The following is a 12,087-nucleotide window of genomic DNA, read 5'->3' as shown; positions in this document are numbered from 1 at the left end:
TACGGTCGAAAGTGGAAAAGACCGGCGGCGGCAGCAATTCGTAGGGATGCGTAGGGCGCGAGGCGCGGCAGCATGGCATGCGCGTCGCGCGGGGCCGCGCCAGACGCGTGGCGGTTCAGCCCCGCATGTCCTTGAGCACGATGCGCACGAGATCGGCGGCGTTCTTGGCGCCGAGCTTCTCCATGATGCGCGCGCGGTGCACCTCGATGGTGCGCGGGCTGATGGCCAGCGTACGCCCGGCCTCCTTGTTGGAAGCGCCGGAGGCGATCTGCACCAGCACCTCGCGCTCGCGCGGGGTCAGCAGGTCGTGGCCGGGGAAATGCGCGGTCAAGAGGTCGCCCGGCTCGGCGGAGCCGCGCCGGCTGTGCGCCTCGATGGCCTCGCGCACCCGTTCCACCACCGTGTCGGCGTCGAACGGCTTCTCGATGAAGTCGAGCGCGCCGTGGCGGATGGCGTCGACCGCCATCGGGATATCGCCCTGGCCCGAGATGATGAAGATCGGCGCGGGGTAGCGGTCGGCCTCCAGCTCTTTCAGGATGTCGAGGCCCGAGCGGCCGGGCATGTGCACGTCGAGCACGATGCAGGAGGGAACGTGGGTGCGGGCGACGGAGAGGAACGCTGCCCCGTCCGAGAAGCCGCGCACATGGTAGCCTTCGAGGCTCAGCACCAGCGACAGCGCGTCGCGCACCGCGGCATCGTCGTCGACGATGAAGACCTCTCCCAACTGCGCCATGCCCAGCTCCCTCACCCGATCTCCGACGATGCCGTCACCGCCGGCAGGACGAGCGAGAAGCATGCGCCCCGGCCATGGCCGCCCGGATCGACGAGAAGATCCCCGCCATGGTTCTGTGCGATCGTCCGCGAAATCGCAAGGCCAAGACCCATGCCGCGACGTTTTGAGCTGGCGAAGGCCTCGAACAGCTTGGCGAGTGCCTCCGGCGCGATGCCCGGCCCGTTATCCTCGACTTCGAGGATCACGCTGCCCTCGTGCTCCCGGGTGCGGATGACGATCGCCGGATCGCCGGTGCCGGCCGCCGCCTCGATGGCGTTGCGCACGAGGTTGACGACGATCTGCTGGACCTGCACCGGGTCGACCGACACCGGCGGCAGGCGAGGGGCCTGCTGGCGGTCGATGCGGATGCGGTGGCGCTGGCCGAGCAAGGTCAGGTCGATCGCCTCGTCGATCAGCGGATCGAGCTGGCGCACATGGCGCTCGGGATCGCGCTTCTCCACGAACTGGCGCATGCGCTGGATGATGTGGCCGGCCCGCTCGGCCTCGCCGGCCGCCTTGTCGAGGATGTCGCCCGCCACTGTGACGATGTCGATGCCGCGGCTGTGCGCGCGCCGGATCGCCTGCAGATAGAGCATCAGCGCGGTCAGCGGCTGGTTCAGCTCATGGGCGATGGCGGCGCCCATCTCGTCGATGGCGGAGACGCGGGCGAGGTGCACCAGCTCGCTCTGCAGGTCGGCGAGGCGCTGCTCGCTCTCCTTGCGCGGGCGCAGGTCGCGCAGGATGCCGATGAACTGGCGCCCATCCGGCGTCGCCGCCTCGCCCACCGACAATTCGAGCGGGAACACCGTTCCGTCGGCGTGGCGCCCGCGCACCTCGCGGCCGATGCCGATGATCTTCTTCACGCCGGTGCGGATATAGCTGCCGACATATTCGTCGTGATCGGCGGCGTATTCGATCGGCATGACGATCTTGACGTTCTGCCCCACCGCCTCGGCGGCGCGAATGCCGAACATCTGCTCGCAGGCCTTGTTGAAGATGAGGATGCGCGCGCGCTCGTCGATGACGATGATGCCGTCGGCCGCCGTGTCGAGCACCGACAGCAGCCGGGCTTCGGAAACCGTCGGGGCACCGTGCGGCTCGGGCGAGGCGCTGAAATCTTTCATGATTCCAGTTTGCGTCGCCCGGCCGCCGGCCGCAAGTTACCTTTGCACGCGGGGCTCGCGCTCAGCGCTTGAGCCAGCCCACGAGGCGCGCGGTGGCCTCGCTGATCTGCGCCTCGCCGCGCGCGAAGCACATGCGGATGTAGTTTTCGCCGCCGGGGCCGAAGGCCGTGCCGGGCGCCAGCCCGATATTGGCCTCGTCCACCAGCTTCAGCGCCAGCGCCCGCATGTCCGCTTCGCCATCGACGCCGAAGAACATGTAGAAGGCGCCGGGCGGCGAGGCGAAGCGTACGCGGTTGGAGGTGGAAAGCCCCGCCGCCACGATGTCGCGACCGCGCCGCGCCCGCTCGATCTGGTGGGCGACGAAGCTCTCGCCGCGCTCCAGCGCCGCCACGCCGGCACGCTGCATGAAGGCGGCGACACCCGAGGTCGAATACTGGATCAGGTTCTCCAGCACCGGGCCGAGCGCGGGATGCGCCTCGATCCAGCCGAGTCGCCAGCCCGTCATCGCCCAGTTCTTCGAGAAGGTCTGGACGAAGAGGATGCGGTCCTCCGGCTCCATGATGTCGTGGAAGGACGGCGCCAGCCCGCTGCCGCCCTCCTCGAAGAAGAAGCGGCCATAGATCTCGTCGGCGACGATCCACAGCCCGTGCCGGCGGGCGATGTCCAGCACGCCGCGCAGCGTGTCGAGCGGGGCGACGAAGCCGGTGGGATTGGCCGGCGAGTTGATGAAGATCACACGCGTGCGCGGCGTCACCGCGCTCTCCAGCCGGTCGAGGTCGAGCCAGAAGCCGCGCGCCTCGTCGAAGGCGAAGGGCACATAGACCGGCCGCGCGCCGATCACCTCGGCCGCCGCCGCCGCATTGGGCCAGGACGGCGAGGGGATGAGGATCTCCTCGCCGGCGGAAAGGGTGAGTTGCAGCGCGATCTGGATCGACTGCATGCCCGAGCCGGTGACGTAGTAGCGCTCGGGATCCTCCGTGACGCCGTAGAGGCGGTGCATGTAGCCGGCGATCGCCGCGCGCAGCTCGGGAATGCCGCGCTGCCAGGTGTAGAAGGTCTCGCCCGCCGCCAGCGAGCGCGTTGCCGCCTCGCTGATGAAGGAGGGCGTCGGCAGGTCGCCCTCGCCCGCCCAGAGCGGGATCAGCCCCTCGCGGCCGCGCCCGTAATTCATCACCTCGACGATGCCGCTCTCCGGCAGCGAGAGCGCCTGCGGGCGGATGTGGTCGAGCAGCGAGGGAGAGGGGACGAAGGGCGCGGATTCGGCGGACATGGAAGGACCTGTGAGGAAGCGAGGGACCGCCAGTCTATAGCCGAGCCGGCGCCCGCCATTCATCAAAAGACGTGAGACGGGGATGAGCGCAATCGATGGATGCGCAAACGATGAAAGCGTACGGCGCGCTCAGTGCTCGCCGCGCGCCAGGTTGAGCAGATAGGCGCCGTATTGCGACTTGCTCTGCGCCGCGCCGAGCCGGCCGAGCTGTTCGGCGTCGATGAAACCGGCGCGGAAGGCGACCTCCTCGGGCGAGGCGATGCGCAGGCCCTGCCGGCTCTCCAGGATCTGCACGAACTGCGCGGCCTCGATAAGCGATTCCGGCGTGCCGGTGTCGAGCCAGGCGAAGCCGCGCCCCATCATCAGCACGTCCAGTTCGCCGCGCTCCATATAGGCGCGGTTGACGTCGGTGATCTCGATCTCGCCGCGCGGCGAGGGCGTGAGGCCCGCGGCGATCTCCACCACCCGGTTGTCGTAGAAATACAACCCCGTCACCGCGAGGTTCGACTTCGGCTTCAGCGGCTTCTCCTCGATGGAGAGCACCTTGCCGCCCGCGCCCATCTCGACGACGCCGTAGCGCTCGGGGTCCTTCACGGGATAGCCGAACACGGTGGCGCCAGTCTCGCGTGCCGCCGCGCTGCCGAGCAGTTCGGGAAGGCCATGGCCGAAGAACAGATTGTCGCCGAGCACCAGCGCCACCTTGTCGGCGCCGATGAAATCGCGCCCGACGATGAAGGCGTCGGCGAGGCCACGCGGGCTGTCCTGCACGGCGTAGGAGAGGGCGATGCCGAACTGCGTGCCGTCGCCCAGCAGCTTCTGGAACAGCCCGCTGTCGTGCGGCGTGGTGATGATCAGAATATCGCGTATCCCCGCCATCATCAGCGTGGTCAGCGGGTAGTAGATCATCGGCTTGTCGTAGACCGGCAGAAGCTGCTTCGACACCACCAGCGTGATCGGGTGGAGCCGGGTGCCCGAGCCGCCGGCGAGGATGATGCCCTTCATGTGGTCCTTCCCGATCCTTGCGGCGCCGTCGCGCCGAGCAGCGCGTCCACCACCTCGACGGCGCGCCGCTGCCAGGGCGCGGCGCGGAAGCCGAGCGCGCCCGCCAGCTTCTCGCTCGAAAGCTGCGAATTGGCCGGCCGGCGCGCCGGGGTGGGATAGTCGGCCGTCGTGATCGGCGCAACCTCCGGGCGGCGGCCGGTATGGGTCGCGGCATGGGCGAGGATGACGCTGGCGAAGCCGTGCCACGTCGTCATCCCGGTGCCGGCGAGATGATAGGTGCCCGGACCCAGCCGCCCCTCATGCAGCGCCGCCGCGCCGGCGAGCAGCCCCTCGGCGATGTCGCGCGTCGCGGTCGGGCAGCCCTGCTGGTCGGCGACGACGGTCAGGCGGTCGCGCGTTTCCGCGAGGCGCAGCATGGTCTTGAGGAAATTGGTGCCGTAGATGCCGTAGACCCAGGAGGTGCGCACGATCAGATGCGCCTCCAGCCGCGCGCGCACCGCGCGCTCGCCGGCTTCCTTCGAGGCGCCGTAGACGCCGAGCGGCGCCACGGCATCGTCCTCGACATAGGCGCCGGCCTTCGTGCCGTCGAACACATAGTCGGTGGAGAGATGGATCAGCCGCGCGCCATGCGCCGCGCAGGCCTGCGCGATGAGGCCCGGCGCCTCGGCATTGATGAGGTTCGCCGCCTCGGGCTCGCTCTCGGCCCTGTCGACGGCGGTATAGGCGGCGGCGTTGATCACGACGTCGGGACGATGGGCGGCCAGCGCGGCGCCGAGCGCCTCGGGGTCGGTGATGTCGAGCCCGGCGCGGTCAAAGGCGGTCAGCCCCGCGACGCGCCCCGGCGCCAGCGCCGCGATCTCGCGCCCGACCTGCCCGCCGGCGCCCAGCAGCAGCACGCGCGTCATGGCGCGAGCCCGATGCGCTGGCGGTCGTAGCGCGCCTTCAGCGGCTCCCACCAGGCGGCATTGTCGAGATACCAGCGCACCGTCGCCTCGATGCCGCTCTCGAAATCATGCGTCGGCACCCAGCCGAGCTCATCCTTCAGCTTGGTCGCGTCGATGGCGTAGCGCGCGTCGTGGCCCGGTCGGTCGGTGACGAAGGTGATCAGCTTTTCGCGCGGCCCGATCTTCGCATCGGGCACCACGCGGTCCATGATGGCGCAGATGGTGCGCACCACGTCGATGTTCCGGCGCTCATTGTTGCCGCCGACATTGTAGCTCTCGCCGAGCCGGCCGCGCGTGGCGATCAGCTCCAGCGCGGCGGCGTGGTCGTCGACATAGAGCCAGTCCCGCACATTCTCGCCCCGGCCGTAGACCGGCAGCGGCTTGCCCTCCAGCGCGTTGAGGATGGTGAGCGGGATCAGCTTCTCCGGGAAATGGTACGGCCCGTAATTGTTCGAGCAGTTCGACATCACCACCGGCAGCCCGTAGGTGTGGAACCACGCCCGCACCAGATGGTCGGAGGAGGCCTTGGAGGCCGAATAGGGCGAGTTCGGCTGGTAGGGCGTGTCCTCGCGGAACAGCCCCTCGTCGCCGAGCGTGCCGTACACCTCGTCGGTCGAGATATGGTGGAAGCGGAAGCGCCCGCGCTCCGGGGCGTCGAGCGCGCGCCAGTAGCGCAGCGCCTCTTCCAGCAGCGTGTAGGTGCCCAGCACATTGGTACGGATGAACTCGCCCGGCCCGTCGATCGAACGGTCGACATGGGATTCGGCCGCCAAGTGCATCACGAGGTCGGGACGGAACGCGTCCAGCGCCGCGCGAAACGCCTGCCCGTCGCAGATGTCGGCCTGCACGAAGCGATGACCCGGCAGATTGTGCACCTCGGCCAGCGAGGCGAGGTTGCCGGCATAGGTCAGCTTGTCATAGGTCAGCACCTGCCGGCCCTGCCGCACCAGACGGCGCACCACCGCCGAGCCGATGAAGCCGGCGCCGCCGGTGACGAGGATGCGCTGCGCGGGCGCGTCGACTTCGCGGGTGTGGCCGATCTCGCTCATGGGATCACGCGCCCGCCGCGACATAGACGAAGGGCGAGGCGTAGTCGGCCAGAAGCGGTGCCTTCTGGTCCTTGCCCGAGAGCACCGCCCGGCCCGCTTCCACCGGCCAGTCGACGCCGATGGCCGGGTCGTCCCAGCGAATGCCGGCGTCATGTGCGGGCGAATAGGGCGCGTCGACCTTGTAGGCGACGATGGTGTCGGGCTCCAGCGTGCAGAATCCGTGCGCGAAACCGTGCGGCACGAAGAGCTGGTCGCCGCTCGCAGCCGTCAGCGTCACGCCGACCCATTTGCCGAAGGTCGGCGAGCCGGTGCGGATGTCGACGGCGACGTCGAAGATCGACCCGCGCACCGCGCGCACCAGCTTGGCCTGCGCCTGCGGCGGGGTCTGGAAATGCAGGCCGCGCACCACGCCCACCTCGCGCGAGAGCGATTCATTGTCCTGCACGAAGGCGATGTCGATGCCGAAGGCGTCGAATTCCGGCTTCTTGTAGGTCTCGCAGAAATAGCCGCGCGCATCGCCGTGCCGGACCGGCTGGACGAGCACGATTTCGGGAATGGCGAGGCGGGTGAAGGTCGTCATGTCGCGATGCACTCGGCGGGGCCTGCGCGCTTCTAGCCGTTCTTGCGCGCCTGTCCCACCCTTCTGTTGGTCTATGCCGGCGGCATCCGCCCGCTGCACGCAGCAAGCCTCACGCCGCGAGGCTCACGGCTCACGTCTCAAGGCTTGCGGGCGAGGATGTCGCGGATCTCGGTCAGCAGCACTTCCTCCTTGGTGGGCGGCGCGGGCGGCGGCGGCTCGGAGGCGGCGTTGCGGCGCAGCCGGTTGATGCCCTTGACCACCATGAACAGGATCCAGGCGATGATCAGGAAGTTGATCACCACGGTGAGGAAGTGGCCATAGGCGAACACCGCGCCCTGTTCGCGCGCCGCTGCCAGCGAATTGGCGGTCACGTTGGCGGACAGGCCGACGAAGTAGTTCGAGAAGTCGAGCCCGCCGAACACTGCGCCGACCATCGGCATGAACAGGTCGGTGACGATCGAGGTCACGATCTGGCCGAAGGCGGCGCCGATGATCACGCCGATGGCGAGATCGACGACATTGCCCTTCACCGCGAACTCGCGGAACTCCTTCAGAACCTTGCTCATCGCCATACCCCTGTGAGCACTTCCGTAGCGCCACTGTTATACGCGCCGCGCCCGACGGCAACCCTCCCGCTCCCCGCCCGCACCGGCTTGCCGCTCCAGCTGCCGCCCAACTTGCCGAGCCGCGCCGGGGCGGCGCATAAAAGCGGCGCGGCCTCATGCCGCCCGGAGTTCTCATGCTTCAGGCATGGACCATCATCGCCGTCGCGCTCGTCTATATCGGCTTCCTGTTTGCCGTGGCGAGCTTCGGCGACCGGCGGCTGCCGCCGCGCCGGCGGCAGGGGCGGCCCTACATCTATTCGCTGTCGCTGGCGGTCTACTGCACCTCCTGGACCTTCTTCGGCTCGGTGGGCCTCGCCACCACCCAGGGCATCAACTTCCTCACCATCTATATCGGGCCGATCCTCGTCTTCGGCTTCGGCACGCCGTTCCTGCTGCGCATGGTGCGGCTCGCCAAGGCGCAGAACATCACCTCCATCGCCGACTTCGTGGCGGCGCGCTACGGCAAGAGCCAGGGCGTCGCCGCGCTGGTGGCGTGCGTCGCCATCGTCGGCTCGCTGCCCTATATCGCGCTCCAGCTGAAGGCGGTGTCCGCCTCGCTGCTCGCCATGCTCGGCGATTTCGAGGGGCTGGGTCTGCACTACCCGCTGGTCGGCGACCTCGCGCTCACCATCGCCGTGGCGATGGCCGTCTTCGCCGTGCTGTTCGGCACCCGCCACATCGACGCCACCGAGCATCAGGAAGGCATGATGCTGGCGGTGGCGACCGAATCCATCGTCAAGCTGGTCAGCTTCATCGCGGTCGGCCTGTTCATCGTCTTCGGCATGTTCTCCGGCCCGTTCGACCTGTTCGCGCAGGCCGCCGAGAGAGGCGTGCTGCCGGTGCTGACCGACGGCTTCTCGGTGGGAAGCTGGGGGGCGATGACGCTGCTCTCGGCGCTCGCCATCCTGCTGCTGCCGCGCCAGTTCCACGTCGCGGTGGTGGAGAACACTTCCGAGGAGGAAATCCGCAAGGCGCGCTGGCTGTTCCCGCTCTACCTCGTGCTGATCAACCTGTTCGTCATCCCCATCGCGGTGGCCGGCCTCGTCGCCTTCCCTCCCGGCTTCATCGACGGCGACATGTATGTCGTCACCCTGCCGCTGTCGGTCGGCGCCCACGCGATGGCGCTGGTCGCCTTCGTCGGCGGGCTCTCCGCCGCCACCGCCATGGTCATCGTCGAGACGGTGGCACTGGCGGTGATGGTGTCGAACGACATCTTCATGCCGCTGATGGTGCGCGGCCGGCGGCTGCGCGAGGGCGACGAGGCCGGCCGCGCCGGCGCTCCGACCGACCATGTGGACATGGGCCACCGCCTGCTCACGGTGCGCCGCATCGCCATCTTCGCCATACTGCTCGCGGCCTATCTCTATTACCGCGTCACCGGCGAGGCGCAGCTTGCGCAGATCGGCCTGCTCTCCTTCGCGGCGGTGGCGCAGTTCGGCCCGGCGCTGTTCATCGGCCTCATCTGGCGGCGCGGCACGGCGCTCGGCGCGCTGGCCGGCATCGCCGCCGGCATCGCCCTGTGGGCCTACACGCTGCTGCTGCCCAACCTCGCCGATGCCGGCCTGTTCGACACCACCCTGCTGCACGAGGGCCCGTTCGGCCTCGCCTCGCTGCGGCCGCAGGCGCTGCTCGGCGTGCAGGCGAGCCCGCTGGTGCACGGCGTGATGTGGAGCCTCACCCTCAACGTGCTGGTGTTCTTCGCCGTCTCGCTGATGCGCCGGCCGACCCCCATCGAGCGTCTTCAGGCGAGCGTCTTCGTCGAGAGCGACCATGCGCCCTCCGCGCCCAGCTTCCGGCTGTGGCGCTCGCCGGTCACGGTGGGCGAGCTCGTCGCCACCGTCTCGCGCTATCTCGGGGAGGAGCGCACCCGTGCCTCCTTCGAGAGCATCTCGGCGATGCGCGGCGTGACGCTGGATTCCGGCCGCGAGGCGGATTTCCAGCTCATCCGCTATGCCGAGCACCTGCTCGCCTCGGCCATCGGCGCCGCCTCCTCGCGGCTCGTGCTGTCGCTGATGCTGAGGAAGCGCACCGTCTCCACCAAGGCGGCGCTGAAGCTGCTCGACGACGCCTCCGCCGCCATCCAGTACAATCGCGAGATCCTGCAGACCGCGCTCGACCATGTGCGCCAGGGCATCGCGGTGTTCGACCGCGACCTGCGCCTCGTCACCTGGAACCGGCAGTTCGGCGAGATGCTGGACCTGCCGCCGGAAATCTTGCGCATCGGCGTCGGCATCGACCAGATCATCCGCTTCAACGCCGCCGGCGGCCAGTTCGGGCCGGGGCCGGTGGAGGAGATCGTGCGCGAGAAGCTGGCGCGCTACGCCCGCCGCAACGTCGCCTTCCAGGAGCGCCTCGCCCCGCGCGGCGTGGTGATGGAGGTGCGCGTCAACACCATGCCGGACGGCGGCGTCGTCGTGACCTTCACCGACATCACCCCGACCGTGGAGGCCGCCGAGGCGCTGGAGCGCGCCAACGAGACGCTGGAGCGGCGCGTGCGTGAGCGCACCAAGGCGCTGGAGAAGCTCAACACCCAGCTCGCCCAGGCGAAATCCGAGGCCGACGAGGCCAACATCTCCAAGACGCGCTTCCTCGCCGCCGCCAGCCACGACATCCTTCAGCCGCTGAACGCCGCCCGGCTCTACGCCACCAGCCTCGTCGAGCGCGCGCAGGCGGGCGAGGAGACCCGCCTCGCCCATAATGTCGACGCCTCGCTGGAGGCGGTGGAGGAGATCCTCGGCGCGCTGCTCGACATCTCCCGGCTCGATGCCGGCGCGCTCAAGCCCGACATCGCCCCGCTGCGCATCGACGAGATCTTCCGCCAGCTCGAACTCGAATTCGCCCCGCTGGCGAAGGAGAAGAACCTGCGGCTCATCTTCGTGCCGAGCTCGGCGGCGGTGCGCTCGGACCGCCGGCTGTTGCGCCGGCTGTTGCAGAACCTCGTCTCCAACGCCATCAAATACACGCCCAAGGGCCGCGTGCTGGTCGGTGTGCGGCACCGGCGCGGCAGGCTTCTGGTACAGGTGTTCGACACCGGCATCGGCGTGCCCCCCGCCAAGCAGAAGCTGATCTTCAAGGAATTCCAGCGGCTCGACGAGGGCGCCAAGGCGGCGCGCGGGCTGGGGCTGGGGCTGTCCATCGTCGAGCGCATCGCCCGCGTGCTCGACCATCCGCTCCAACTCGCCTCGACGCCCGGCCGGGGCACCGCCTTCTCGGTCGAGCTGCCGGCCGCCCCGCCCATGCCGGCGCGCGAGGAGCCCTCGCAGCGCCCGGCGGTGGCGGCGGCGACGCTCGCCGGCCTCACCGTGATGTGCATCGACAACGACCCCGCCATTCTCGACGGCATGGAGACGCTGCTGTCGGGCTGGGGCTGCACGGTGCTGAAGGCGCCGGGTGTCAGCGAGGCGCTGGCCATGCTCCGCGAGAAGCGCGTCAGCCCGGATATCCTGCTGGTCGACTACCATCTCGACAAGGGCGACGGCATCGACGCCGCCAAGCAGCTGCGCTGGAAGCTCGGTCCGTCGCTGCCGGCCGTGCTGATCACCGCCGACCGCACCAAGCGCGTGCGCGACACCGCCCGCGCGACCGAGATGGAGGTGCTGAACAAGCCGGTGCGCCCGGCCGCGCTGCGCGCCCTGCTCGCCCAGTGCCGCGCCACGCGCGCGGCGGCGGAGTAGGCGCTCCTCAATCCCCCGTCATCCCGGACGGCCGAAGGCCGGGACCGGGATCGCGTGCCGGATCGGACGGCGAAGAGGTCCAGTCTGCCCCTCCCGACCACCGTCATGGCCGGGCTTGACCCGGCCATCCACGTCTTGGTCCGGGTACAAGTGCCAACGAAGTCGTGGATCTCCGGGTCAAGCCCGGGGATGACGGCGTTCTCCTTCAATCGGGCGGCCCGAAAGAAAGCCCGTCATCCCGGACGGCCGAAGGCCGATCCGGGATCGTGCCGAGAGTGGGGAGCGATTTGGCTCCTGCTGCCCGCCGCGATGACGAAAGAGCTGGACGGGGCGGCCCGGTCTTAGCCCGCCGCCTGCGCCCAGGTGCCGCCCTCGATCTTGGAGGCGGCGATCACCGCCTGGGTGCGGCTCTCGACGCCGAGTTTCTGGAGAATGGCAGAGACATGCGCCTTCACCGTCGCCTCGGAGACGCCGAGCTCATAGGCGATCTGCTTGTTGAGCAGCCCCTCGGACAGCATCATCAGCACGCGCACCTGCTGCGGCGTCAGGGTGGCGAGGCGGGAGACCAGCGCCTGCGTCTCCTTGTCGGCGCCGCCGGAAAGGTCGACATCGGCCGGCGTCCAGGTGCGGCCTTCCAGCACGGCGGCGACCGCCTCGCGCATGGTCTCGACCGCGCTGGTCTTGGGGATGAAGCCCGAGGCGCCGAATTCCATGCAGTTGCGGATGACGCCGGCCTCCTCATTGGCCGAGACCACCACGACCGGGATGCCGGGATATTGCGCCCGCAGATACATGAGGCCGGAGAAGCCGCGCACGCCCGGCATGGTGAGGTCGAGCAGCACGAGGTCGATGTCGCTCTCGCGCTCCAGCAGCGTCTGCAATTCCTCGAAGCCGCCGGCCTCGAACAGTTCCACCTGGCTAAACTGGCGCGCCACCGCCTCGCGCAGCGCACCCCGGAACAGCGGATGATCGTCGGCGATCACCAGCCGGAAGCTCGTCGTCGTGTCCACGCGCAGCGGCCCTCCCGCGCGAACATGCGCCCTGCACACATCCGCGCCGCGATCATG

Annotated in this window: 10 protein-coding genes; 1 reads left to right on the top strand and 9 read right to left on the bottom strand. The window is 69.3% G+C overall.

The window, feature by feature from the left end; translation table 11 throughout:
• Window positions 1-115: 115 nt before the first annotated feature.
• The 8 genes from MWN33_RS04635 to mscL form a co-directional block, all read right to left on the bottom strand.
• Window positions 116-733, bottom strand: a complete 618-nt coding sequence (locus MWN33_RS04635) for a response regulator transcription factor (RefSeq protein ID WP_247199190.1) — start codon at window positions 731-733, stop codon at window positions 116-118.
• A gap of 11 nt (window positions 734-744) precedes the next feature.
• Entirely contained in the window at window positions 745-1,896 is a 1,152-nt protein-coding gene (locus tag MWN33_RS04630) for a two-component system sensor histidine kinase NtrB (protein ID WP_247199188.1), read from the bottom strand.
• Between the two features lie 61 nt (window positions 1,897-1,957).
• Window positions 1,958-3,166 carry a pyridoxal phosphate-dependent aminotransferase gene (locus MWN33_RS04625; RefSeq protein WP_247199186.1) on the bottom strand — a complete coding sequence of 403 codons (1,209 nt, stop codon included), beginning with the start codon at window positions 3,164-3,166 and terminating at the stop codon, window positions 1,958-1,960.
• Between the two features lie 129 nt (window positions 3,167-3,295).
• The gene (gene rfbA / locus MWN33_RS04620) at window positions 3,296-4,168 is read right to left on the bottom strand and encodes a glucose-1-phosphate thymidylyltransferase RfbA (protein ID WP_247199184.1); all 873 of its coding nucleotides are present in this window, start codon (window positions 4,166-4,168) and stop codon (window positions 3,296-3,298) included.
• Window positions 4,165-5,073, bottom strand: a complete 909-nt coding sequence (rfbD, locus tag MWN33_RS04615) for a dTDP-4-dehydrorhamnose reductase (protein ID WP_247199182.1) — start codon at window positions 5,071-5,073, stop codon at window positions 4,165-4,167. The genes rfbA and rfbD overlap by 4 nt, the downstream gene beginning before the upstream one ends.
• A complete protein-coding gene (gene rfbB / locus MWN33_RS04610) occupies window positions 5,070-6,161 on the bottom strand; it encodes a dTDP-glucose 4,6-dehydratase (protein ID WP_247199180.1) in 1,092 nt (363 codons plus the stop codon). The genes rfbD and rfbB overlap by 4 nt, the downstream gene beginning before the upstream one ends.
• A gap of 4 nt (window positions 6,162-6,165) precedes the next feature.
• Window positions 6,166-6,741: a dTDP-4-dehydrorhamnose 3,5-epimerase gene (gene rfbC, locus MWN33_RS04605; protein ID WP_247199178.1), complete on the bottom strand. Its 576-nt coding sequence runs from the start codon at window positions 6,739-6,741 to the stop codon at window positions 6,166-6,168.
• A gap of 137 nt (window positions 6,742-6,878) precedes the next feature.
• On the bottom strand, window positions 6,879-7,307 hold the full coding sequence (gene mscL, locus MWN33_RS04600) for a large conductance mechanosensitive channel protein MscL (protein ID WP_247199177.1): 429 nt from the start codon (window positions 7,305-7,307) through the stop codon (window positions 6,879-6,881).
• A 173-nt stretch (window positions 7,308-7,480) separates the two neighbouring features.
• Between mscL and MWN33_RS04595 the strand changes: the two genes are divergently transcribed.
• Window positions 7,481-11,020: a PAS domain-containing hybrid sensor histidine kinase/response regulator gene (locus tag MWN33_RS04595; RefSeq protein WP_247199175.1), complete on the top strand. Its 3,540-nt coding sequence runs from the start codon at window positions 7,481-7,483 to the stop codon at window positions 11,018-11,020.
• Window positions 11,021-11,361: 341 nt separating this feature from the next.
• On the opposite strand, the gene MWN33_RS04590 is transcribed toward MWN33_RS04595, so the two are convergent.
• Entirely contained in the window at window positions 11,362-12,030 is a 669-nt protein-coding gene (locus MWN33_RS04590; protein WP_247199173.1) for a response regulator transcription factor, read from the bottom strand.
• Window positions 12,031-12,087: the final 57 nt, after the last annotated feature.

Origin of the sequence: Ancylobacter koreensis, from assembly GCF_023016525.1 — a bacterium.
Taxonomy (GTDB): Bacteria; Pseudomonadota; Alphaproteobacteria; order Rhizobiales; family Xanthobacteraceae; genus Ancylobacter; species Ancylobacter koreensis.
This window is presented reverse-complemented; position numbering and strand designations above follow the sequence as displayed.

Bases quoted from the DNA above. Each gene is read 5' to 3' on its own strand.
- MWN33_RS04635 (WP_247199190.1), bottom strand. From the start codon at position 733: ATGGCGCAGTTGGGAGAGGTCTTCATCGTCGACGACGATGCCGCGGTG.
- MWN33_RS04630 (WP_247199188.1), bottom strand. From the start codon at position 1,896: ATGAAAGATTTCAGCGCCTCGCCCGAGCCGCACGGTGCCCCGACGGTT.
- MWN33_RS04625 (WP_247199186.1), bottom strand. From the start codon at position 3,166: ATGTCCGCCGAATCCGCGCCCTTCGTCCCCTCTCCCTCGCTGCTCGAC.
- rfbA (WP_247199184.1), bottom strand. From the start codon at position 4,168: ATGAAGGGCATCATCCTCGCCGGCGGCTCGGGCACCCGGCTCCACCCG.
- rfbD (WP_247199182.1), bottom strand. From the start codon at position 5,073: ATGACGCGCGTGCTGCTGCTGGGCGCCGGCGGGCAGGTCGGGCGCGAG.
- rfbB (WP_247199180.1), bottom strand. From the start codon at position 6,161: ATGAGCGAGATCGGCCACACCCGCGAAGTCGACGCGCCCGCGCAGCGC.
- rfbC (WP_247199178.1), bottom strand. From the start codon at position 6,741: ATGACGACCTTCACCCGCCTCGCCATTCCCGAAATCGTGCTCGTCCAG.
- mscL (WP_247199177.1), bottom strand. From the start codon at position 7,307: ATGAGCAAGGTTCTGAAGGAGTTCCGCGAGTTCGCGGTGAAGGGCAAT.
- MWN33_RS04595 (WP_247199175.1), top strand. From the start codon at position 7,481: ATGCTTCAGGCATGGACCATCATCGCCGTCGCGCTCGTCTATATCGGC.